18 protein-coding genes are annotated in these 23,762 nt (G+C 36.7%); 10 read left to right on the top strand and 8 right to left on the bottom strand.

The window, feature by feature from the left end; all coding sequences use genetic code 11:
• Positions 1–449 precede the first annotated feature (449 nt).
• Both ACT5E3_RS09605 and ACT5E3_RS09600 read left to right on the top strand, forming a co-directional pair.
• Entirely contained in the window at positions 450–1,694 is a 1,245-nt protein-coding gene (locus ACT5E3_RS09605; RefSeq protein ID WP_444998087.1) for a M23 family metallopeptidase, read from the top strand.
• 631 nt (positions 1,695–2,325) lie between these two features.
• A complete protein-coding gene (locus ACT5E3_RS09600; protein WP_444998086.1) occupies positions 2,326–2,973 on the top strand; it encodes a hypothetical protein in 648 nt (215 codons plus the stop codon).
• 62 nt (positions 2,974–3,035) lie between these two features.
• Here ACT5E3_RS09600 and ACT5E3_RS09595 read toward each other — a convergent pair whose 3' ends face one another.
• A complete protein-coding gene (locus ACT5E3_RS09595) occupies positions 3,036–3,902 on the bottom strand; it encodes an AraC family transcriptional regulator (protein WP_444998085.1) in 867 nt (288 codons plus the stop codon).
• A 471-nt stretch (positions 3,903–4,373) separates the two neighbouring features.
• On the opposite strand from ACT5E3_RS09595, the gene ACT5E3_RS09590 reads away from it, so the two are divergent.
• The gene (locus tag ACT5E3_RS09590) at positions 4,374–6,386 is read left to right on the top strand and encodes a prolyl oligopeptidase family serine peptidase (protein WP_444998084.1); all 2,013 of its coding nucleotides are present in this window, start codon (positions 4,374–4,376) and stop codon (positions 6,384–6,386) included.
• Positions 6,387–6,492: 106 nt separating this feature from the next.
• Here the strand turns inward: ACT5E3_RS09590 and ACT5E3_RS09585 are convergent, their stop codons facing one another.
• The 3 genes from ACT5E3_RS09585 to tadA are packed head-to-tail and all read right to left on the bottom strand — an operon-like array spanning position 6,493 to position 7,755.
• Positions 6,493–6,996, bottom strand: coding sequence for a flavodoxin family protein (locus ACT5E3_RS09585; protein WP_444998083.1), 504 nt, complete (start codon positions 6,994–6,996; stop codon positions 6,493–6,495).
• A 15-nt stretch (positions 6,997–7,011) separates the two neighbouring features.
• Positions 7,012–7,284, bottom strand: coding sequence for a hypothetical protein (locus ACT5E3_RS09580; protein ID WP_444998082.1), 273 nt, complete (start codon positions 7,282–7,284; stop codon positions 7,012–7,014).
• Positions 7,285–7,755, bottom strand: coding sequence for a tRNA adenosine(34) deaminase TadA (gene tadA / locus ACT5E3_RS09575; protein ID WP_444998081.1), 471 nt, complete (start codon positions 7,753–7,755; stop codon positions 7,285–7,287).
• Between the two features lie 552 nt (positions 7,756–8,307).
• Between tadA and ACT5E3_RS09570 the strand changes: the two genes are divergently transcribed.
• Positions 8,308–8,448 (top strand): hypothetical protein, encoded by a 141-nt coding sequence (locus ACT5E3_RS09570; RefSeq protein ID WP_444998080.1) that lies wholly within the window; start codon positions 8,308–8,310, stop codon positions 8,446–8,448.
• Positions 8,449–8,550: 102 nt separating this feature from the next.
• Here the strand turns inward: ACT5E3_RS09570 and guaA are convergent, their stop codons facing one another.
• The gene (guaA, locus tag ACT5E3_RS09565; RefSeq protein WP_444998079.1) at positions 8,551–10,125 is read right to left on the bottom strand and encodes a glutamine-hydrolyzing GMP synthase; all 1,575 of its coding nucleotides are present in this window, start codon (positions 10,123–10,125) and stop codon (positions 8,551–8,553) included.
• 138 nt (positions 10,126–10,263) lie between these two features.
• Complete coding sequence (gene guaB, locus ACT5E3_RS09560) at positions 10,264–11,730, bottom strand: IMP dehydrogenase (RefSeq protein WP_444998078.1); 1,467 nt, start codon at positions 11,728–11,730, stop codon at positions 10,264–10,266.
• A gap of 189 nt (positions 11,731–11,919) precedes the next feature.
• Between guaB and ACT5E3_RS09555 the strand changes: the two genes are divergently transcribed.
• Together ACT5E3_RS09555 and xseA are read left to right on the top strand one after the other, a co-directional pair.
• A complete protein-coding gene (locus ACT5E3_RS09555; protein WP_444994207.1) occupies positions 11,920–13,026 on the top strand; it encodes an ISAs1 family transposase in 1,107 nt (368 codons plus the stop codon).
• A 137-nt stretch (positions 13,027–13,163) separates the two neighbouring features.
• Positions 13,164–14,531 (top strand): exodeoxyribonuclease VII large subunit, encoded by a 1,368-nt coding sequence (xseA, locus tag ACT5E3_RS09550; RefSeq protein WP_444998077.1) that lies wholly within the window; start codon positions 13,164–13,166, stop codon positions 14,529–14,531.
• A gap of 60 nt (positions 14,532–14,591) precedes the next feature.
• Here xseA and ACT5E3_RS09545 read toward each other — a convergent pair whose 3' ends face one another.
• Positions 14,592–15,986: a DUF418 domain-containing protein gene (locus ACT5E3_RS09545; protein ID WP_444998076.1), complete on the bottom strand. Its 1,395-nt coding sequence runs from the start codon at positions 15,984–15,986 to the stop codon at positions 14,592–14,594.
• A gap of 9 nt (positions 15,987–15,995) precedes the next feature.
• A complete protein-coding gene (locus ACT5E3_RS09540; protein ID WP_444998075.1) occupies positions 15,996–17,051 on the bottom strand; it encodes an alpha/beta hydrolase family protein in 1,056 nt (351 codons plus the stop codon).
• 347 nt (positions 17,052–17,398) lie between these two features.
• On the opposite strand from ACT5E3_RS09540, the gene ACT5E3_RS09535 reads away from it, so the two are divergent.
• The 4 genes from ACT5E3_RS09535 (at position 17,399) to ACT5E3_RS09520 (ending at position 23,411) form a co-directional block, all read left to right on the top strand.
• Positions 17,399–18,106: an ABC transporter ATP-binding protein gene (locus ACT5E3_RS09535; protein ID WP_444998074.1), complete on the top strand. Its 708-nt coding sequence runs from the start codon at positions 17,399–17,401 to the stop codon at positions 18,104–18,106.
• Between the two features lie 81 nt (positions 18,107–18,187).
• Positions 18,188–19,558 (top strand): ABC transporter permease, encoded by a 1,371-nt coding sequence (locus tag ACT5E3_RS09530; RefSeq protein ID WP_444998073.1) that lies wholly within the window; start codon positions 18,188–18,190, stop codon positions 19,556–19,558.
• Entirely contained in the window at positions 19,555–20,892 is a 1,338-nt protein-coding gene (locus ACT5E3_RS09525) for a DUF3526 domain-containing protein (RefSeq protein ID WP_444998072.1), read from the top strand. The genes ACT5E3_RS09530 and ACT5E3_RS09525 overlap by 4 nt, the downstream gene beginning before the upstream one ends.
• 431 nt (positions 20,893–21,323) lie before the next feature.
• Entirely contained in the window at positions 21,324–23,411 is a 2,088-nt protein-coding gene (locus tag ACT5E3_RS09520; protein WP_444998071.1) for a S8 family peptidase, read from the top strand.
• The last annotated feature ends 351 nt before the right edge of the window (positions 23,412–23,762 follow it).

Here is a 23,762-nt window from a genome sequence, read left to right as displayed (position 1 = left end):
GGGTATGATACTCCAAAGCTGCCTATAAAAGAGTAATGAGAGATTAAGCCAATTTACATTAGCAATATTGATTCGAATTAATACAAAAAATTTATTTTTTCAAAATTTCAAACAACTCACTTTTAAATACAGCACAACTGACTAGAACAATTATTATCGATTTAATTTCCTAATATTTATTTCCAAAAAAAACAAAGTAAAAAAAGACCAAGCGCATGCAACAAACAACACATGCCATTCATCAGGTGAATAGGAAAACAAGTACAGAAAAAGCATATAAAAAAATCAATCTCACCTCACTATTTTTTTAAATTATCGAGTTATTTTTAGTAAATATTTACTGTACAAAATTTATCGCAGTGCTAACCTCAACCCACCTCAGATGCAACCGAGGACCAATTAGGTTTAAGTATTACCTGTAAAACAACAATATTAACAAAGGAAAAAAAATGAAAACCAACATAAAGAAAAATCATACTCTTATTGGCGCAGCACTCTTAATAAGTACGACATTATTAACAAGCACCCAAATTTTTGCTGAAGAAAATTCTTTAACCAGCAGTACAAATCAGCAACTAACAAAATCAAATATCATCTATCAATACGATGAAGTTTTTGGTTTTGACATAGAGAACTATTTACATGAAAACGCTCCTCACTTGTTACCTTATGCCGAATCAATCGCACACTTTTCTGGTGAATCAACCATTAACCCAAAAGTTTTTTTAGCATTAATGGAGCATCAGACCAACTTGCTTTCCACTAAAGATGCAGATGAGTCAGCATTAGCAATGCCATTTGGTGTAATGTCACAAAAACATGGCTTTAATGAACAGTTAAGAGATATTTCCGATAGGATTTCGCAAGCGTATTATCAAGGTCACTCTTTTGAAGAAACAGGAAAAAATCAAAAATTCACTAGCGATAGTGATGCAAGACGAGCAGTACAAATGATTTTTTCATATGGTATTGAAACGACTGAATTACAACCAGGTTCAGACGAACAAATTCAATCTTTCAGTGATGTTTTTTTCAAAATGTTTCCAGAAGCAAAAAATGCACCGAAACAACTCAAAGCATCCTTAACATCAATGATGGTTCCATCTACACGTTTACTACAACTACCTTTTCCTAGGGGACAACGTTGGAGAAATGGTGGCAGTCATACAAGCAACGGTAGCGGCACTTATCCACAATCATCTTTAGACTTCAATAATGGTGGCCGCTGGGGAGATAACTTAACCAACATCTGGGTAACTGCTTCTGCATCAGGCCGCGTAAGAGTTTATTCTAGCTGTAGTATGGAAGTATTTCATAGTGGTGGTTGGTCAACTCGCTACTACCATTTATCTGGTATACGTGTAAGAAACGGTTCTTACGTTTCAAAAAATACAAGATTAGCTAACTATGCTAGTAGAAAAAGCCAAGCATTGTGCAATGGAGGCCACTCGACAGGTCCACATTTGCACTGGTCACTAAAACTCAATGGACAATACTATCATCTGAACAATGTGAGTATTTCTGGTTATAAAGTGCGTACAGGTAGACAAAGTTATGATACAAATTGTAACTATTTCTGGTTACAAAAAAATGGTCGTAAATACTGCGCAAGAACACGAATTTATAATTCAGGAAGCACCAATAGCTATTTAAATGTACCTCAGGCAACAACTAATGCAATCACTCATGAATAAAGAAAAAACATTTAATTAACTCATCAGGTAAAGTGAAAGCTTTACCTGAATATATTTTCTCTTCACCAACCCATATAAGCAGTTATAAAAATCCTTAACAAAACATAATAGTATTTTTATTTTTGTTAACAGCTTACAATCAAAATAATACCTGATTCAAAAATAACATAAAGCATTCTTAATACCTTTTTCTTATTTCATTTTTTTCTGAACCACTCACTATTATTCACCTCTTCAGGCGACAACACCAAAAAATTTTCAGGTTTAATCGAGATACATAACAAATGTTTGACAACACCAAAAAATAAGAATATCAAAGATAAAAAACATTTAACAAAATCTAAACAAAGCATTCAAATAGCCTTGTTAACAGCGACACTATTGACAGAAACTATTAGCAAGTAATAATTAACTAGCGCAGGCAAAAAAGAACTAACCAAGTTAAATATTATTTATGATTATGATGAAGTATTTGGCTTTAACATTGAAGAATATCTTTCAAAAAAAGTCCCTCACCTGCTTCCTTATGCCGAGGCAATTTCTCATTTTTCGGGTGAATCAACAATTAGTTCCAGAATATTTATCGCACTAATAGAGCAACAATCAGGTTTTAGCACTACCTTTTGGTGTCATGTCACAACAATACGGGTTCATAGAACAATTACGTGATATTTTCGATCGCTTATCAAAAGCCTACTATAAAGGCCACTCTTATGCTGAAACAGGTAAGAACCAAAAATTTACAACCGATGCCCATACAAGAAAAGCAATTCAGTCAATATTTTCATATGGTTTCCCAACAACCGAATTACAACCAGGCTCAAAAGAACAAATTACTCAATTTAATTCAGTTTTCTTTAATTTATTTCCTGAAGAAGCTAACAGTAAAAAACAAGCAGCACCAGCAACAACCCAGCTAGTACCAGCCACTAATTTTTTACAGTTCCCTTTCAAAAGAAACCAACGATGGTACGTTAGTGGTACTCACACAACGTCAGGCAGCGGTAGTTGGCCGCAATCATCGATTGATTTTCATAACGGTGGATACTACCATCTGAATAACATTGCCTTATCTGGTTATAAAATTCATACGGGTAGAAATAGCTATGATACCAACTGTAATTACTTTTACTTAATTAAAAATGGTCATAGATATTGTGCAGGCTACTACACGAACTATGGCAGCACGAGAGCAAGTGAGTCAACAATAGATAAAAAACAAAATAGTGACTCTTCATCTCTCAATACGAATACTTTTTTACGGGCAGAAAAATTTTAATATTGTTGTTAGTTTCATAAAGGGGCTTAAAAAGGGCCCTTTATTTTTTACGATAATTGATTTTATCTGATAGGCAAATAGATATCTGTGATCATTTCACGTTCAGGTACATCAGGAAATAAAGTGATTCTTTCAAAAAACAAAGGAAAATCTCTTAATTCATATTGACTATTTTCAAACCAATCGGAGTACAAGTAACGCACATGCTGAGCAATAGCAGCATCGCCTCCACTGACTCTCAGCTTAGCACACAAACCATTAGGTATTATTTTAGTAACAATTCCCAAATCATTCTTATCGACATTAGATTGAATCGATGCTCCCACATCAAATCGATAGTTTTCAGGTTGAACCGTTTCGGGATCATCATAAACTAAATTAAATGTCCTACTAATGTTTGGTGGTAACTTATTAATTTTTCGCCACTTGATCAATTTTTCGATAGTATGACCAATTAATTTGGGATCTCCAAAATGCTCCGCAACAGCAATTTTTATAGCCTTAAATTCAACAATATCAACTTCAAATATTATCTGTTCACTTTGATATTTTTGTTTATTTATCATTTCTAAGTTCTCATATTTATTCAGCCATAATTTCCAGTTTGGACTTGCTCTAAAATCAGAAGGAGTCTGTCCAATCACCTGTTTAAACGCCCTAGAAAAAGCCTCAGGACTTTGATAACCACATGACATAGCTATATCAATGACTTTACGCTGTTTACGAAATACCAGTTCATAAGCTGCCTTTTTAAATCTGAATAGTTGAATATAAACAAAGACTGACATACCTAAGTTAACGGTAAAAAATCGATGGAAATGATATTTTGATAAACATGCCACCTGACACAAAACATCTAGTGATAAATCATCATCTAAATGCAAATCAATATACTCAATCACTTTTTCTATACGTATTGGATAACTCAATTAAACTCACCCTCTTTAAAGCTATCATGTAGTCAACAAGCATCATACCTACCGATCATTGGTAGTACATGATAGAAGTTGCTGTTTTTCATTGTTTATTTTTCAATCAGAAAAAACAACATACTCACATATTGAAATAAGTTTTCGCCGATATAATCTCAAAACAATATAAACAAAGCGCCATTTTTAAACACTAACTAATTAATCACTACAATCGGCATCTCATAATATGAGACAGCTAGGTGGGATAATACGAATGGGCGTTACATCTAAAATCATTTGAAAAATGAGATAAATTTAGAAATAAATGCTCATTTAGCAAAATAATTAACACCTTTAAGTTAAACATACGTTCATAAACAGAAGTTAAGATCTCCTGTGGCTTTAAGTTAAGCTTTTGAATATCAATATTTATATCGGTGTTAAAAATATCAATTTAACTAAGTAACACTTAATTAAAAGGATGAATAAATGAAAATCAACCACAATACAATTTATAACTATATTGCGGCTTCAATAATAACGCTTTTCACACTATCAGTGTGTGCAGAAGCTCCTAAAGCTCACGTTACAGAAAAGATATTTGGTCATAATATTACCGATCCATACCGTTGGATGGAAAACGGAGACGACTATCAATTGAGTCAGTGGATAAGAAGCCAAAATAGCAAAACAGAGCAATATTTAGCTGGGGATTTAAAACAACAGATATTATCCGAATTAACATCGCCTCAATTAGCTATCAACCAAAAGCTCGATGCAGAGACATTGAAGCTGAAAACTTATTATGAGCAGCATTTAAAACAAAAGCACGATCGACTACCACGAGTTTACAGACATCCAGCAGTATTAGAGTCCCGCTCTCCAAATGAACAATATCAAGTTTCTTTTTCATCAAATAATGGTGGTGATTTGAAAACTTTGAAAATACACGATATTGCGCAAAACAGTTATCTACCAGATACATTGTTTGTCAAATTTGTTAGTTTAACCTGGAGCCCTGATGGCGATTATCTCATATACTCAACAGATAGAGATCATAGAAATGGAGGCACTCTTTCGGCAGTATTTGCTCATAAGATCGGCGAAGCAACCAACTTAAAAGACAAATTAATATGGGAAGCCAATAATCCATTTCAATATGCAAGTATCGCCACATTTGATAAATCGGATTATCTGCTGATTCAAGATGACAGCAACCAAGTTACCATGCTTTATGCTCTCGATATTGAAAATCAAGAATTAGGTGACAAACTTTGGAGTTATCAAGGAGATGTCAATTCAGTAGTTTCTGAAGGTTCGAGCTTATATTTTACTTCTTATAAAAATGAATCAAATGGAGAAATTATTCGTTTAGACTTAACAACGATGATAGACGAAGTCTTTATTCCAGCCCAAGCTCGGGCAATTGATAGTCTATCAATTTGGAATGGACAATTTTTCATTCACTACCTAAAACCAGATATCACGCATGATGTGGTTCACTTTAATCCTGAAACACAAAAATTCAAATCGGTTACATTACCATTTTCTGGAATTTATGGTTTTTATCCTAGTCAGTACGGCGCTTATGGTTACGCTGGTTCATATAGCATTCCTTGGGTTACATTAATTTATAATGAAGAAAAAATGGCTTTTGAATTAACTGACTACGCTCAGACTGTGGTTGATAATGTAAATATTGATGCCAAACCTATTTATTATCATTTACCCTCTGGTCATCAATCAGTTATTTGGTTAATCACTAAAAAAGGCGTTAAAGTTACCCGAAAAACACCACTTTACTTATATGGTTATGGTGGCTTTAGAGTTAATATTTTACCTAACAATGGTATGGCTACTAGAAATATGCCACTACTTAATCGTGACGGAGCAATTGCTGTAGTCACATTACCAGGTGGTTTAGAACAAGGAGAAGATTGGCACAAACTTGGTAGTTTGCTCAATAAAAAGAACGTATTCAGAGCAATGGCACTAGCGGCTCGAAAATTACAAAGAGAAGGGATTTCATCAAGAAATCATATGGCTATCGGCGGTGGAAGCAATGGAGGATTATTAGTCGCAGCAACTATCAATCGATATCCCCGTTTATTTAAAGCAGCAATTCCTGAAGTTGGCGTTTTAGATTCACTTAGATACCACAAACATACTGGCGGTAAATGGTGGGTTTCTGAATATGGCGATCCAAGTAACAAGAAGCATTTTAATTATTTAAAATCTTATTCGCCCTATCATAATATTAAAAACCGAAACTATCCTTCAATATTAGTGATGACAAGCGATGGTGACGATAGAGTTGTTCCCGCCCACAGCTATAAATACACAGCCAAATTGCAGGATAAGCTAGGTCATAATGATGATGAACATTCAGTTGTACTATTACATACACAAAAATTCGGTAGTCATGGCGGCTCAATCGATGCTAATGAATACTATAATGCACAGGCCAATAAGTTAACTTTTTTAATTAAGGAATTAAAATAATTTCAACTTAATAGCCGCCCTCTTGACTTGAGCAACAGTAAGTTGCTCAAGTTATAATTAAGGTGCTCATATTACGCCAATCAAATAGCGCTTAAATAATAAAAGACTAATCGACACTAGTCACAAACTTTTCTATACCACTCTTGTGTTGTTCAATATTGATATCGCTTGGGCAGCAGCAATACAATATTTGACAATATTTCATTCCTAAATAATCTGAAGTACGAACAAAAATCTCTGTAAAACAATCAGGCTCTTTTGAATCTGCTCCTGTCGCAATGACTGAAACCTTTTTACCTCTAAGTTGTCTACCAAGATCTTTTTCAATCGTCAGTAGATCAGAAAATCTATCTAAAAATACTTTTAACTTAGCACTAGGAGAATACCAATAAACAGGGCTAGCAAAAATAATTTGTTTATAGTTAACTAATTTTTTTATTAGCTTTAAAAAGTCGTCCGATTGGTTTTTATGTTGATAATCAAACATACTGATATTAAATTGAGCTAAATCAAAAAAGTCAGCATCTAGTTGTTCACAACATACCTTAGCTAAAGTATGTGTATTTCCATTAATTCTCGAAGTCCCTAAAACTACAGCTATAGATTTCAAAATAAACTCTTACCTCTAAATCAGTTGACCTAATAATAATATTGAAATAACTAAAACCATCAAACCAATCAACTCTACAATTAAAGCGGTTATTATAGGTGCCTTATCTAATTCGCTCAGTTTCTCTTTGGGAAAGTATCCAAAGGTCACTAGTCGGCAAAAAAACCAACCAACACTCCAACCAACTATCTCAAATAATAAATCCCAGCCTATAAATAACAAAACTCTGAAAAAACCTAGAATAATTCGAACAACGAATTTTATTGCTAACTCAACAATATCTTCCATTTATTTTAACCTGTGCCTACGACGCTTAAAAAAGCGCTTTAACATTTCAGCACTGTCTTCCTGCATTACCCCTTCAACTATATCAATTTGATGATTATGACCAACATGTTGTAGTAGTTGATAAAGACTTCCAGCGGCACCAGTGCGGGGTTCTCTAGTCGCAAATACCAATGTTTTTACCCTGGCGTGAACCATTGCCATCGCACACATAGCACAAGGCTCTAAAGTTACATAGAGTGTTGTATCAACTAACCGATAGTTACCTATTTTTCTCCCTGCCGCACGCAGAGCAATAACTTCAGCATGAGCAGTTGGATCATGGTTGACAATTGGCTGGTTATAGCCCTCTCCCACTATTTTGTTATCTTTAACTAAAATCGCACCTACAGGCACTTCACCACATGCTTCAGCTTTTTCTGCTAACAACAACGCTTGCTTCATCCAGTATTTGTGGTTCAACTTTTCTTGCATTAAATTATTTAAAAACTCATATTATATTCCGCCCCAAGTTTAAGTAGCGGTATTGTTAAAAATAATAATAGAGCAACAGGCTCTCCAATTGACCTCATTTGGCATTTTAATGTTAGTAGCCAGATAAAAGTCGACAGTGATTATACGCATAGATTGACCCATCTAAAAATCTTTAACAGATATCAACCTCAGATCTAGTATTGCATAATTTTAACCTAAGTATTTGGCTAGTATTGATAGTGGCTATTTTCATATCATCACTCAAACAGATTATGGTATTAATTTTTGTGAAAAATTTTTACCAAAACAGAATAGATAATCCTTCTTTTGCTTTTATCACAAAATACCAATACAAGATTTAACTCCGTAGGAAAAATCGTCAACTTCAAACATGAATGAGTCAATTTCGTTTTCCAATTTAATATAACGTATTATTTTTTATAAATAAAGTGCTTGTCTTAGTACGCCTTAAATTAGAATACCTTACTGTTCACCCTGCACTTTTCAGATTAAACATTAGCGGAAGATAGCATAATAGTAGAGATGAATAGCGTGAGTGAAGAAGTAAGCGAATATCCAAAATTGATTATAATGGCTGCTGATTTAGGACGAAGGTTCAGTGGTGTTAATCGAGGGTTGTGCAAAGTTGATGTTAGTACTCGGTTGGTCGCTATCAAAAAATTAGTGGGCTAGAAAAAGAAAACTCAAACTATAGAATATAAAAAGCCAGCAAATTTTCAACTGGCTTTTTAACAAAGTTCTTATTTATTTCTGAGTACTCCAAACCAACAATTATTATTCCCACTCAATGGTTGCAGGTGGTTTAGAAGAAATATCGTAAGTGACCCGAGAAATTCCATCAATCTCATTAATGATTCGGTTAGAAACCAACTCTAAAAATTCATAAGGCAAGTGAGCCCAGCGAGCAGTCATAAAATCGATAGTTTCAACCGCTCTCAAAGCAACAACATAATCATACTTACGAGCATCTCCCATAACACCAACTGATTTTACCGGGAGAAAAACGGCAAATGCCTGCGATGTTTTATGGTACAAATCATGATTGTACAATTCTTGAATAAAAATATTATCAGCCAAACGCAACAAATCAGCATACTCTTTTTTAACTTCAGCTAAAATACGAACACCTAATCCGGGCCCAGGAAAAGGATGCCGATATAACATATCATAAGGTAAACCAAGTTCTAGCCCTATTTTTCGCACTTCATCTTTAAATAGCTCACGTAATGGCTCAACCAGTTTTAAAGTCATATCTTCTGGTAGCCCACCAACATTGTGATGTGATTTAATAACATGTGCTTTACCCGTTTTGGCACCAGCAGACTCAATAACATCAGGATAAATAGTGCCTTGCGCTAACCACTTAGCGTTACTCAACTTGCTTGCTTCTTGTTGAAAAACTTCGATAAACTCACGACCAATAATTTTTCGTTTGGCTTCAGGATCAACTTCACCTTTGAGCGCATTTAAGAATCGGTCTTCTGCTTCAACTTTGATCACATTTAATCCAAAGTCCGCATGAAACATATCCATCACTTGCTGACCTTCATTTAAACGTAACAAACCATTATCAACAAACACGCAAGTCAGTTGTGAACCAATTGCACGATGTAATAACATGGCCGTAACAGAAGAATCGACTCCTCCTGAAAGACCTAAAATGACTTCATCATCTCCAACTTGTTGTTTAATTTCTTGAATCGCATTTTCAATAATACTATCGGCGGTCCATAGTTTTTCACATCCACAAATACCCATAACAAATCGTTCTAAAATTCGACCACCTTGATGGGTATGAGTCACTTCAGGATGAAATTGCACGCCATAAAACTGTTTGTCTTCATTTGCCATTGCCGCTAGTGGCGCATTATCAGATTCACCAATAGCAACAAAACCTTCAGGGAGTTTGACCACTTTATCACCGTGACTCATCCAGACATCCAATACTCCCTTACCCCCTTCAGAATGATCTTCAATGCCCTCAAATAGTTTAGATTTAATCGCATGACGTACTTTGGCATATCCAAATTCTCGCTTATTCGAACTAGCAACTTGACCACCTAACTGCTGAGCCATTGTTTGCATACCATAACAAACCCCCAAAACAGGGACACCTAGTTCGAATATTATTTTCGATGCTCTGGGAGTGTCTTCGCTTGTTACACTTTCAGGCCCACCGGATAAAATAACGCCATCAGGATTAAACTCTTTAATTCGCTCATCTTCCAGATCAAATGGGTAAAGTTCACAATAAACCCCTAACTCTCTAACTCGTCGTGCAATGAGTTGAGTATATTGAGAACCAAAATCCAAGATTAGAATCTTTTGTGCATGAATATCCACAGACATGATTTTTTTACCTTTTTGCTAAAGTAAGACAACTGAATTATTTGTCTTAAAACTTAAAAGCCGCAATTAACTAACTTGCGGCTTATTAATGAAATAGAAGGAAATTCCCGCTTATCTCTTTACTCAAACAATTAATAACTATTTGGATACCTGATAATTAGGCGCTTCTTTTGTAATTTGTACATCATGAACATGACTTTCACGCATACCTGCCGCAGTCACTTTGACAAATTCAGATTTGGTACGATAAGCACTCATATCAGGACATCCTGTTAACCCCATTGAAGAGCGCAACCCACCTAACATTTGATGTACGATTGCTGTAAGACTTCCTTTATAGGGCACTCGGCCTTCAATGCCTTCAGGCACAAACTTATCAGCAGCATTAGAAGACTGAAAATACCGATCGCCTGAGCCATGCTTTTGTTGCATAGCGCCCAAAGATCCCATTCCACGGTATGATTTATAAGAACGACCTTGATATAACTCAACTTCACCTGGTGCTTCTTCAGTACCTGCCAGCATAGAACCAACCATTACCGAAAAAGCCCCTGCGGCAAGCGCTTTACACATATCACCAGAATAACGAATACCGCCATCAGCAATTAACGGAACGCCTGTACCTTCCAAGGCTAAAGCGACATTATTCACAGCCGAAATTTGTGGAACACCGACACCGGTTACAATTCGTGTTGTACAAATAGAGCCAGGACCTATTCCAACTTTAACCCCATCAGCACCAGCCGCAACTAAATCTTTAGCACCTTGGGCCGTCGCGATATTTCCACCAATAACCTCAATAGCTGGGTAGGTTTCTTTTACCCAGCGAACTTTATCTAATACGCCTTGTGAATGACCGTGAGAAGTATCAACTAAAATAATATCCACCCCAGCATCAACTAAAGCAGCCACTCTTTCATTAGTATCTGGTCCAGTGCCTACTGCTGCACCAACACGTAAATGACCAAGCCTGTCTTTACATGCATTAGGCTTATCTTCAGCCTTTTGAATATCTTTAACGGTATATAATCCTGTTAAATGAAAATCATCGTCAACCATCAGTACTTTTTCAATTCGATGTTGATGCATCAATTTAAGAACTTCTTCCTGAGTAGCAGCTTCTGTGACTGTGACAAGTTTATCCTTAGTTGTCATCACACTTGAAACCGGCCGATCCAAATGCGTTTCAAAGCGAATATCTCGGCTAGTGACAATACCAACCAACTCACCATTATCAACGACCGGTAAGCCTGATATTCCATGACGAGAAGTAATTTCTTTTAAAGCGGCAATACTCGTGTCAGGAGTGACAGTAATAGCGTCAGTTACTACCCCACTTTCAAACTTTTTTACTTTAACAACTTCAGCTGCTTGTCGGCCAATATCCATATTTTTATGAATAAAACCAATCCCACCTTCTTGTGCCAAGGCAATAGCGAGATTAGCCTCAGTTACTGTATCCATTGCAGCAGATACCAGGGGAATATTCAATTCAATACCACGGGTAATTCGTGTTTTTAAATTCACCTCATTCGGTAAAACTTGAGAATGGGCAGGGATCAGAAGAACATCATCAAATGTAAGGGCTTCTTGAGTGATACGCATGTTAAAAGTCACCATTTCTAGAAGGGCTATGCAGCCAAAGCGGGATTATACAGATAAATTGTAAGGAGTAAAAATATTTTCAATAGATTTTTACTATTACATTGGCAATAATCAGGGCAAGATCATACTTTATTGAACTTATTGAGAAAATAAAGATCAGATCGGTATCGAATATAACGAGATACCGACATGACATTAATCGAGCATTTTTCACAAATTGAAGACCCGCGAAGCCATATCAATGTAAAACATGACCTGTTGGATGTACTATTTCTCTGCGTCAGTGCCGTATTATCAGGCGCCGAGGGATGGAAAGATATTAAAGAGTTTGGGGATGAGAAGCTCGAATGGTTAAGGCAATATCGACCATTTAAAAATGACATTCCAGTTGATGATACGATTGCCAGAATCGTAAGAGCGATCGAACCGGAAGCCTTTAATCAAGCTTTTATCAATTGGGTTAACGAGGTGAGAGTTGAACAAGGACAAGAGCAGATAGCGATTGATGGTAAAACATTAAGGCATTCCTTTGATGGCGACCGGTATGGCGCGCTCCATAGCATTACCGCCTGGAGTAAATCGCAGGGTCTGGTTATAGCCCAAGCGAAATCATCGGGTAAGAAAAACGAAAATGCTTCCGTTATCGACATGCTGGACAACTTGAATATCAAAGGGGCTTTGATTAGCGCGGATGCGATGAATACACAGAAAAAAGTCGTGAGAAAAATCGTAGAAAAGCAAGCGGACTTTGTTTTGTGTGTCAAATCGAATCAAAAGAAATTGCGTGAAGAAATCGCAGCCTATTTTCATAAAGTCAAGCGAGAAACACCTGATTTTATAGAAGAATTTGAGGAAGTCGATAGCGGGCATGGACGAGTTGAAGTAAGGAAATACCGTCAACTTCGTATGAACGAATGGCTTAGTGAAGCTCAGGAATGGCCTAACATTCAAAGTGTCATCGAGGTTGAGCGGGAACGTCATTTAAAAGACAAAAAGGTTCAGCAAGAAACCCTTTACTACATTAGCTCTTTGGTGCCGGACGCGAAAAAAATTGGTAACGCAATCCGTAGTCATTGGGAAGTTGAAAACAAAGTGCATTGGGTATTAGATGTGACTTTTAAAGAAGATGATAGTCGCATACGTTGTGGGGATGGTGCTGAGAATGTAGCTATCATAAGACGTTTTGCTTTAAACCTGGCGAGATTACATCCTCAGAAAAATAGTATGAGGGGCAAACTTAAACAAGCGGGATGGAGTGATAACTTTCGCTCTGAGCTGATATTTGGCCAAAATTAATACAAAGTATGCGTTTGCCCTGTGGCAATAATATTAGCACATATAAAAAATTCGGTGAAACCGTTCATCAAACGCTGTGGTTTAAGATTCGAATCGGTTAACATTGTCTCTCAAATCCCATGTAATTGGTCAAACTCATGATTCAGCCATTTTTAAAGCCTCAACAGCCACCGGAAAGAATCGTATTAACCGTTAGCCAACTCAATAAACAGTCTAAACAAACTATTGAGAACCAAATAGGCAGTGTTTGGCTAAGTGGAGAAATATCAAATCTAACCAAGGCAGTATCAGGCCACTGGTATTTTTCGCTCAAAGATCAATCAGCCCAGATACGCTGCGCTATGTTTCGGTTTAAAACACAAAACTTACGTTTCTCTCCTGAAAATGGTGATAAAGTCATTATTAAAGGTAAAGTAACTCTATATGAAGCTCGTGGAGAGTATCAGATTGTTGCAGACTACATGGAACCTGATGGTCAAGGAACACTACAGCACCAATTAAATCTCCTAATGCAAAAACTTCGTTCAGAAGGTTTATTTGATGAACAACATAAAAAAGCACTCCCAACAATGCCAAAACGCATTGGAGTAATTACTTCGGCAACAGGAGCAGCCATTCATGATGTGCTCAACGTATTAGAACGACGTTGTCCGATGATTCCAGTACTGATTTATCCCTCTCAGGTTCAAGGTGCAGCAGCCAGTAAAAGCCTTATTAACGCTTTAAAAACAGCCGAAAAAAGAGCTGAGTGTGACGTGCTACTACTTACTCGTGGAGGCGGCTCTTTGGAAGATCTTTGGTGTTTTAATGATGAAAAGCTCGCCGAACAGATTTTTCACTGCCAAATTCCACTTGTTGCCGCAGTGGGCCATGAAGTCGATACCACAATTGCTGAGTTAGTTGCCGACCTAAGAGCCCCAACTCCCTCTGCGGCAGCTGAACTTTTAGTGCCAGAACAGAATGTATTACAGCAAAATATTGACAACCTTACATTTAATTTAACACAAGTATTACAATCTAAAGTTGACAAACTACAAACTCAGCTAAATGTTGCTCAACTAAAGTTATCTAATCCAGCCAATCTTATTGCTTCTAATCAATATCAACTAACCAATACCTACCAGAAATTAATTTCAACTTATAGAGAAAATACTGCCGACAGTCAAAAGCAATTAGACCAACTATCTCGAAAGCTTGATCAACTAAACCCAATAAATGAATTAAAAGCCAATCAACAACGTATACTTAAACTTAAATATCAACTCTTTTCCGAATGGCAGGGTCAATTTGAGAAATTAAACAATCAATTAAAAATAACGGCAAGTTCATTAGATACCTTAAGCCCACTTTCAACCTTAAGCAGAGGCTATTCAATTGTTCGAGAGCCAGAAAGTAAAAAAATAATTAACCGAACTTCTCAACTTTCAATAGGGCAAACTGTCGACTTGTTGTTAAGCGATGGAGAAGCTAATTGTACGGTGAAAAAAATAGAGTCGAATAATTAATCTTCGCTGGGTTAAAACAATCTACTTAGCTACTTTATTTTTCTGGCCAATAAATTTAACTCAGACGGCGAGCATAGTTTCTGCTCTATTTAACCGCATCGGCTGACATCGCCAATATGTTAGCGAACGCCACAGCCACTCTACCGGTCCTAAGCGGTAGCGAGCAAACCACCAATGACTGAATACCGCTTGGACTGCAAATAAAACAACCACAAAGGCAATCTGAAAAATGTAACTAAAATTGCTCATCAAACCAAGTCCGTGACCATAGAACACCCAAGTACCAATCAATGATTGCAATAAATAATGAGTGAGTGCCATTCGGCCCACTGGCGCTAGCCAGCGCAAAAAACGTTTAGCGGAACTGAACATCACTAAGCTGATAATAGCTGTATACATAAGCGCAAAGCATATTCCTGATCCAGATTTACCAAGATTGATAGCAAAACTCCAAAAAGATCCAACCTGAGGCGGCATATTAACCATGGCCCAGATGAACAATATATTAAAAGCCATACCAACAACAAAACTACCAACAATCAGTCTAATAAAAAACGCTCGTTTTTGTGCGGCTCGCTCAATCAGTTTTTTCCTACCGAAGTAAGCACCAAATAGAAATAGCCCCAATATTAAAAAATTAAAAGTCGGTTGCCATATTTTTTTAGGTAGTAACTCGATTCGATAAGCCAGTACTTCAGCGTAGCCTAGGCTGACAAACATTTCATGTTTTATTGCTTTCTTAGCTTTTTTCTCCTCAATGCTTTCAGCCAGTTTCGCTTTTTCCCATTGTTCGATAAAATGCTGCTCGCTCTCCGTTAATAGATCACCAGCTTGGTATTTATTGATAGTCAGTGATTCTTGAAAAGCTTTACCGCCTTTAATAGCATAGGGACCAAACAGGCATAAACAAGCAGCAACAATGATCAACCACCTTGGCGCTTTATTTTTTCGAGAAAAACGTTTATAACCATTATCTACAAGACGTTTCAACCCATACAAAAATAATAACATCAGTCCTGCAAGCGCATAATTTTTGAGAATATCGCCATTCCATATAAAGGTAAAATGTATGAGCGCAATAATCAATAAGATAACCATTCGCCATATAAACCGCAGAGTAAAACTGTCGCCGCGACGTTCAGCCGAAGCAAGCTGTACAGCGAATCCTAAACCGAATAAAAAGGCAAATAATGAGTAAAACTTGCCTTGAACAAAAAGCAGTTTAACTATCTCAAAGCTGTACTCAAGTGGGCCAATCTCGTTCCATGAAACATCAAACCAGTTAACCGGATGCACAAAAATAAAAATATTAATGGACATGATACCAAACAGAGCAAAACCTCTTAGCACATCCAAAGTTTCGATTCGTTCACCATTATTAAACAAGGTGTTTTGTGATATTAACTCTTGTGATATTAGTTTTTCTGATATTGAGTCTCTATAAATTTTTTCCATTTTTTACTATTAATCAGTTGGTAGGTATTGGTTTAAAGCGTCAATCACTTTGTTAATATACTCATTGTAATTTCCGCTTAGTGTATGCCCTGATTGTGAATAAAGATGAAACTCTACAGAGTGTTTTCGTTCAAGCAATTTACTCGCATAAATAAGCGCATCGTAAGCGGATGTACGGGTATCTTTACCGCCGTGTAAAATAAGAAAACCTGGATTACCTTTTATTTGATTTATTAACAGAGCCGGAGTAATTCCTGCAAGCAGTTTATTTTGTTTAGATTTAGCTAGCTTTGCATAATTATTCACAAGCAAGGGATAGACATGTTCATCAAATTCAGCTCGGCGAGAATCGTTGATCAAATCGGTTACCATGCCATGTAGAATGACCAAACGAATCTTGTCAGATTGCGTTGCCATCATTGCTGATAGGGTTGTGCCACGACTAAATCCCCAAACAGCAAGATTATCTGTATCAAGGTCAGCATGCTCTTGGCTGATAGCATCAATTAAATAAAAACTGTCCTGCACGTCTCCATAACCAAGATCGGTTTTATCCTGTTTTCCTGTGCCCTCTTTCAGACCTCTAAAATCGCTGGCGATAACCATATAACCTTGTGCAGCAATACGGCATAATGAAGCTAACTCAAAAGGAACAATTCTCCCCCACTTGGCAAAACCACCTCGATTAAACACAACAATAGGCAAAGCTTTTTCACTTGTTTTAGGGCGGACAGTCCATCCTCGTGTTATACCATTTGGGCTTTGATAGAGTATCTCCCAAAACTGCATTTGCTTTGGGTTAAGGCATTTTTCATAAACAGTTTCAGGAAAAGAAGCTCTTAATTCTGAATTACTCCAAGGCGGCTTAGCAAATTTACTGCCTTTCATAAATTCAATAAAAGCTTCGTAATTCTCAAAAGGAAAGCGATAAGGTTTCTTCTGTATGATGCTACTTTTAGCTATTTTATTTGGAGAATCAATGTTTTTTGAAATAGCTATGTTAGCGTTCAAAAAAAATAGAAAAATCAATAAAGAGTATTGTAATAGTTGATGTTGTAATTTCATGTCGTCAACTCCTTTGATTTTCTAAGGAAATTTTTATTCGTTCACACAAAAATATAACACTAGTAAAATAATAGTGTCTGATTTAAGGTCACGTACTATGTCTAAAAGTTAGCATCTTGAATACTTTAATTTCTATAATAATTAGCCAGCTTATCTGAGTAAGTTTATAAAAAAGCTTTTCAATCAAAATGATATGCTATAACATAACAATGAATTTGAAAAGCTTTTTCATATGAATAGATTAAGTTAGACATAACTACTACAGCCAACGTATTCATAAACAGTTTTTAGTTTCCGTGTAAACACTAAAGCGATTTTGTGGATAAGAGCGAATTAAGGTTAATAAAATGGGACAATTAATCGTAGATAATATCAGTAAACATTTTGGTCAAAAAGTCGCGGTCGATAAACTTAGTTTTTCCGTAGAAAAAGGAAAAGCTTTTTGCTTGCTTGGTGGCAATGGCGCAGGTAAAAGCACAACCATTAGCATGCTATTAGGGTTTATAAAGCCGGATCATGGTGAATTAAAATTTGGTGATAATCATCTGTGGAAGGAACGTCACAAAGTAAGAGAAGACATTTTTTATTTGCCCGATCAAGTTAACCTTTACCCAGAATTTACAGCAACAGAAAACCTTTCTTATCTGACCAAGTTGGCAGGCATAACAGTCAGCAAAAATGATATTCACAAGGCAATTACTGAGGTTGGCTTACAGGCCGATGAACACTCAAAGTATGTAAGCGACTATTCAAAAGGTATGAGACAAAAAGTGGCATTAGCTCTGGCAAAATTAAAAAAGCCTAAATTATTATTACTCGACGAACCAACAACAGGGCTTGATCCCATAGCTATAAAAGAATTTGTTGCATTTATCAACTCTTTAAAAAGCTCAGGTGTCTGTGTAGTAATGGTTTCTCATGATCTTCAATGTGCCCACTTGTTAGCTGATGAGATTGGTATTCTCCAACAAGGGATATTGAAAAAACGAATTGTTAATCATGAATTAACATTAGATCAATTAGAAGCACATTATTTTAATTCGGTTAACGAGTAAAAAAGTAACCAATATTGAAAATAAATAACGAGTAAAAGAATTATGCTTGGTCATATTTTTCATAACGAATGGCTTCGCCAGATGCGAACTAAAACCCATCTATTACTGATGGTTATCTTGTGTATTTTATTATTGGGAACAGCGTTCATTCATTGGCAACAAAAAGAGATCTTAAGTGAAGCACAAGACCACTGGCAAACAACCAACGATCTACTATGGGCCAATCAACCCGCTCGTCACCCACATAGAGTGGCACATTATGGCCATGTTGTTATACGACCATTAGCACCATTAAGTTTTATAGAACCAGGAGTCACTCCTTATGTAGGCCACTATTTATTTTTGGAAGCCCACCGACAAAATAGTAGTTCGGTACAAAGCTCTGCAATTAATCCGATTAATTTAAAATTTGCTTTTCCTTCAGTATCCACGTTAATGCTAGTTTTCTGGCCTTTATTATTGATTGTTCTTGGATATAGCGCATTCAGTAACGAGTGGGATACGGGACGCCTATATTGGCTATCGAGTTTAGGTACTTCTGTATGGCATTTATTCTTAGGCAAACTTGGCGTATTAGCGATTTATGCAGCGATATTATTGTGTGCGGTTGGAGTAACAAGTATTACTTTTTTAGGTATTAACAATAATTTAAGCTACTCTTTGCTTATTGATGTAACACTTATACTACTTGTATTTGCTGTTTATACCGTTTTTTGGCTAAGTCTTATTTTTGGTTTGTCTTTTTATTCTAAAAATAGCCAACAAAGCCTTTGGCGTTTACTTACGATATGGATACTCTTAGTAGTTGTACTACCCAAAATTTCAGTGGGGTTAGCACAAGCAGTATATCCAACACCTGATCGAGCCAATTTTGATGCTGCTGTTGAAAAAGCGGTAAAAGCTGTTGGTGATTCCCATAACCCGGACGATCCTTATTTCTCGGAATTTAAAAATCGTACTCTCGTCCAATATGGAGTTGACCGAGTCGAAGATTTACCCATTAACTGGAAAGGTTTAGTATCGGCTGAAGGCGAGCGCATCACTAGTCAAATTTTTCAGGAACACTATAAAAACATAATGACACAATTTGCTCACCAAGATCGTTTACGTTTGTGGTTTGGTATGCTTTCACCTTTAATTACAGCTCAGCATATCACACAAAAAATAGCACACACCGACCGAGACTCCGCCGATCATTTTGAGCAAGCAGCGGAAAATTTTCGCTATGATTTAATACAAAGATTGAATCACTTACATAGTCATCAAATAAAAAGAAAAAAGGATGGCAATCAGAAAATTCCGGCTAAAGTTTGGCAGGACATGGCTCTTTTTAATTATGATTATCCTGTTAATTACAAAATACACGGCATTGTTGTTTTATCATTATTACTTTGGAGCAGTCTTGTCATCGCTATTGTATATCGATTTCGTCAGCAAGAGGTCACACGATGATTCAACTAATGCTAGTAGAGCTTCGTTTATTAATTCGGAATAGATCAGTATTGCTGCTAAGTACAGCTTACTTAACAGTATTAGCACTGGCTTTATTCTTAGGCACTTATCGATTTTATAAAGATCATACTGACATAGAAAAATTACAGCTTCAATATCAAACAGACATTCAACTTTGGAAAGAAAAAGTTAATCATAAAGAGGCTGGTTATCCTGCTTATTATTTATTTAATCCCGTATCATTAACCCCCTCTCCTTGGTCTGCGTTATTTTCAGGTGAACGCAGCGAAAACTTTATATTACAGCGCGTTCGAGCATTAGCTGTTCATGGTCAAATTCATGGAACTCCTATTCGTAATACAGAACATTCTATGTTGGGTTCTCTAGATGTAGGGTTTGTATGGCTATATCTACTACCAGTGTTAATTGGATTACTCTCTGTTACTTTTGTTGCCAATGACCGTCGTCTAGGGCGATGGCCACTTTTATCTACCTTAGCCAATTCAAAGCATCTGATTATCAACCGACTAATCGTTCGGTTTGCTTTGGTATTATCTCTGAACCTTATTATTTTTTTAGCTACAGTTTTTCTGTTACCGATTTCACTCGATCAAGTAACAGCAACAATATTCTTTTTACTCATTACTTATCAAGTTTTCTGGTTTGTTATTGCTGGCTTAATCACTTTTTTTTACCTCAATGCCCGTCAGAGTATTCTAAGCTTTCTGTTTGTTTGGATAGTGAGCGTTTGGTTGCTTCCAGCTGTGCACTACAATAGCCAACTAGATAGTAAAGCCTATAACACAGGCATTGAGCTTCTGGTTAACCAACGCCAAGACATGAATGATAGTTGGGATAGAGACAAAAAAGCTGATTTTGATGCTTTTCTGATTAAATACCCAAAATGGAAACCTAAGTTAGAATCAAGCAACAGTTCAGACTGGAGCTGGTATTTCGCAATGCAAAAGATGAGCGATGAAAAAGTCGAAACTCTTGCAGAGCAATATTTTAATTATCGAACCAATACTCACTCTATTTGGCTCTGGCTATCTCCAACGTTAGTCATGCAAAAAGCCTTTGAAGATTTATCTAATACGGGCGCGAAAGATTATCAGGATTATTTAAAACAGACTATTGAATGGCATAAAACCACACAAGACTTTTGGTTTTCTTATGTTATGCTAAACAAAAAGATTAATCCTGAAAGCTTAGAGCGAATACCAAAATTTATTTATAAACCAAACAATGATGTATTACGTGAATTATTTGCACTCTGCTTATTTTTATTTATGGCATTAATAATATTTACTATCACTAAAAAAACCAATTCATAACGATATTTTCTTTCTCACTGAACCTTTTTGATTAAGCGAATAACGACTGATTCTCTATAAAAAATCGAATCCAAGACAACCTTGAACAACTATTTATTTTGAATAAACATTCAAAAAGTTTTAAGTATTTAAACTAATAATGATATTAATTAGTTTAAAACTCTCAACCCGAGTTACTTTTTGACTTTGCAAATTTATGTTTATTTAACAATATATTTTCAAGGTAATATTCACATTGTTTTTTTGTGATCCCTGCACATTATTTTTTTGCATATCCAAGAATATATCAATAATATTGTTCCTACACTTTTTGTAATCGAGCTACTTTTTTGTAATCGAGATTTTTAATAAAAAGTGTTAATTAGCATTTTGCTTTTTTTTAATAACACCATGATACGATATATCATATCAATAAAATAAAAGGTATAACAATGAAACTTAAAAAAATAGTTACAAGTATTTTATTAGCTACAGGTGCAACTTGTAGTTATGCTGATATAGGTAATATTGCAACGGAAACGAATGATCCGCACGCTCAAAGTGCTAGTATGATCCAGCAAGGAACAGGCCTGATCATAAAATGGAAAGATCAAAATGGCTTAACATCAACGCAAGCTCAAAACCTTCGTTCATCAGCGCAGGCAATGAAAAGTTTATCCAAATCGTTAGGTGCCAAACTAAGTCACCATCGATTTAATGCTTTTAATGCACAAATTGTACAAACAGATAAGCTCTATTCTGCTGAAGAATTAGAAAAAATGGCGTTTGAATTATCGCAAAACCCCAATGTAGAATACGCAGAACCTAACTTGCTGATGCAAGCTTTTGCAACAGTTAACGATCCCAGTTATGGTCGACAATGGCACTATAGCGACTCAAATGTAGGTATCGATATAGAACCAGCATGGGATACCACTAAAGGACAAGGTGTTACCGTTGCAGTTATTGATACCGGTTATGTTTCTCATGCAGATTTAGCGGCCAATCTTGTTGGTGGATATGATTTCATCAGCAGTTCGCAAGTAGCCCGTGATGGTAATGGTCGTGATTCAAATGCTAAAGATGAAGGCGACTGGATTGAATCAGCTTGGGCTTGCGGAAATCCGCAACCAACAAACTCTTCCTGGCATGGTACTCATGTCGCTGGAACCATAGCCGCCGTTAGTAATAACAATAAAGGAGTCGCAGGGATCGCTTACGAGTCTAAAGTTGTACCTGTAAGAGTATTAGGTCGGTGTGGTGGTACCACTGCCGATATAGCAGACGCAATGATCTGGTCAGCAGGCGGCAGTGTTAGCGGCGTTCCGGCAAATCAAAATCCAGCTAAAGTACTCAACTTAAGTCTTGGTGGAAAAGGCAGTTGTGGCCAAACAAGCCAAAATGCTATTAACTCTGCTCGTGCGAATGGTGCTGTAGTTGTTGTTGCAGCTGGTAACAGCAACGGCGATGTTAAAAGCTTTACGCCTGCTAACTGTGACGGCGTTATATCTGTTGCGGCAAGTAACAAAAACGGTAATCGAGCAAGCTACTCTAACTACGGTTCACTCATTGATATTGCTGCGCCTGGTGGAGACGGTGGTACAAACGTGGGCGTTTTATCCACTTTAAATTCAGGCCAAACAACACCAGCTTCTGATAATTATGCCTGGTATTCAGGAACTTCGATGGCGGCTCCACATGTAGCCGGTGTGGCCGCGTTAATGTTTTCAGTTAATCCCAATTTAACACCGAGTGAAGTAGAGCAAAAGTTAAAAGAATCAGTCCGCCCTTTCCCTGGCAGCTCAAGTTGTAACACCAGTAACTGTGGTGCAGGTTTCTTAGATGCACCTGGTGCAGTTCAAGCTGCTGGCGGAACTACTCCACCACCGCCTCCAGGTGGAAGTGTATTAAAAAATGGTGTTCCTGCGACTGGGTTATCAGCAAGCCAAGGCAAGGATGTTGTTTACACTATGGAAGTGCCTCGTGGCGCAACAGATATCAAGTTTGATATCAGCGGCGGCACAGGTGATGCTGATATGTATGTCAAATTTGGTTCAGCGCCAACTGATTCAAGTTATGATTGCCGTCCTTATAAAAGTGGTAATACAGAATCTTGTACCGGAAGCCAAGCAGGTGGAACCTATCATGTTAGAGTGAAAGCCTATAGTGCTTTTTCTGGTGTTAGCCTAGTTGGTAAATATACTGATGGTGGAACACCTCCTCCAGGTAATGATCCAATTGATCGAACAGAATCGGTTTCTGTTGCTCAAGGTGAATGGTCTCGTTTCACGCAAGTATTACCAGCAGGTTATCAGGATCTAAAAGTGTCTATCTCTGGTGGAACAGGTGATGCAGATTTATATGTGCGTAAAGGTACGGCTTCAACCACTTCATCTTATGACTGCCGACCATACAAAAATGGTAATACTGAAAATTGTGATTTCACTAACCCTGGTGCCGATACATGGCACATTGATGTTCGCGGATACAGAGCAGCGTCAGGTGTGACTTTAAATATTAAAGCAAACCCGAAAAAGTAATTACATAATACTTTTCAGAAAGAGGAGCAATTGAGCTCCTCTTTTGCTTGCTTAGCTTAAGCTGACTAATCAAGTTCATGCTTCATCCTCAATATCAACTTTAGATCAGAGTATAGGAAGATATAAAAATAAAAACTCATATTTAAACTAACTGGTGAATACTTTGATATTTTTTATTTACTCATAAAAAAATTCATTTTCAGTGAGTTATTGAATATTCATTTCTAATTTAAGTCGCACACAGTAAAGTTTCGAAGCAATTAACTTTACCCAATGCTATTAAAACCCGTTCAACCATTCTGATTACAAATATATAATCACATTAGAGTTCACTTTCAACACGAATAAAAT

This window comes from Aliikangiella litoralis (genome assembly GCF_052495765.1).
This window is presented reverse-complemented; position numbering and strand designations above follow the sequence as displayed.

What these genes read in the sequence shown, in the direction of transcription:
- xseA (WP_444998077.1), top strand. Translation starts at nt 13,164, where the DNA reads ATGATTCAGCCATTTTTAAAGCCTCAACAGCCACCGGAAAGAATCGTA.
- ACT5E3_RS09605 (WP_444998087.1), top strand. Translation starts at nt 450, where the DNA reads ATGAAAACCAACATAAAGAAAAATCATACTCTTATTGGCGCAGCACTC.
- ACT5E3_RS09520 (WP_444998071.1), top strand. Translation starts at nt 21,324, where the DNA reads ATGAAACTTAAAAAAATAGTTACAAGTATTTTATTAGCTACAGGTGCA.
- tadA (WP_444998081.1), bottom strand. Translation starts at nt 7,755, where the DNA reads ATGCAAGAAAAGTTGAACCACAAATACTGGATGAAGCAAGCGTTGTTG.
- ACT5E3_RS09555 (WP_444994207.1), top strand. Translation starts at nt 11,920, where the DNA reads ATGACATTAATCGAGCATTTTTCACAAATTGAAGACCCGCGAAGCCAT.
- guaB (WP_444998078.1), bottom strand. Translation starts at nt 11,730, where the DNA reads ATGCGTATCACTCAAGAAGCCCTTACATTTGATGATGTTCTTCTGATC.
- ACT5E3_RS09600 (WP_444998086.1), top strand. Translation starts at nt 2,326, where the DNA reads ATGTCACAACAATACGGGTTCATAGAACAATTACGTGATATTTTCGAT.
- ACT5E3_RS09590 (WP_444998084.1), top strand. Translation starts at nt 4,374, where the DNA reads ATGAAAATCAACCACAATACAATTTATAACTATATTGCGGCTTCAATA.
- ACT5E3_RS09580 (WP_444998082.1), bottom strand. Translation starts at nt 7,284, where the DNA reads ATGGAAGATATTGTTGAGTTAGCAATAAAATTCGTTGTTCGAATTATT.
- guaA (WP_444998079.1), bottom strand. Translation starts at nt 10,125, where the DNA reads ATGTCTGTGGATATTCATGCACAAAAGATTCTAATCTTGGATTTTGGT.
- ACT5E3_RS09545 (WP_444998076.1), bottom strand. Translation starts at nt 15,986, where the DNA reads ATGGAAAAAATTTATAGAGACTCAATATCAGAAAAACTAATATCACAA.
- ACT5E3_RS09540 (WP_444998075.1), bottom strand. Translation starts at nt 17,051, where the DNA reads ATGAAATTACAACATCAACTATTACAATACTCTTTATTGATTTTTCTA.
- ACT5E3_RS09530 (WP_444998073.1), top strand. Translation starts at nt 18,188, where the DNA reads ATGCGAACTAAAACCCATCTATTACTGATGGTTATCTTGTGTATTTTA.
- ACT5E3_RS09535 (WP_444998074.1), top strand. Translation starts at nt 17,399, where the DNA reads ATGGGACAATTAATCGTAGATAATATCAGTAAACATTTTGGTCAAAAA.
- ACT5E3_RS09525 (WP_444998072.1), top strand. Translation starts at nt 19,555, where the DNA reads ATGATTCAACTAATGCTAGTAGAGCTTCGTTTATTAATTCGGAATAGA.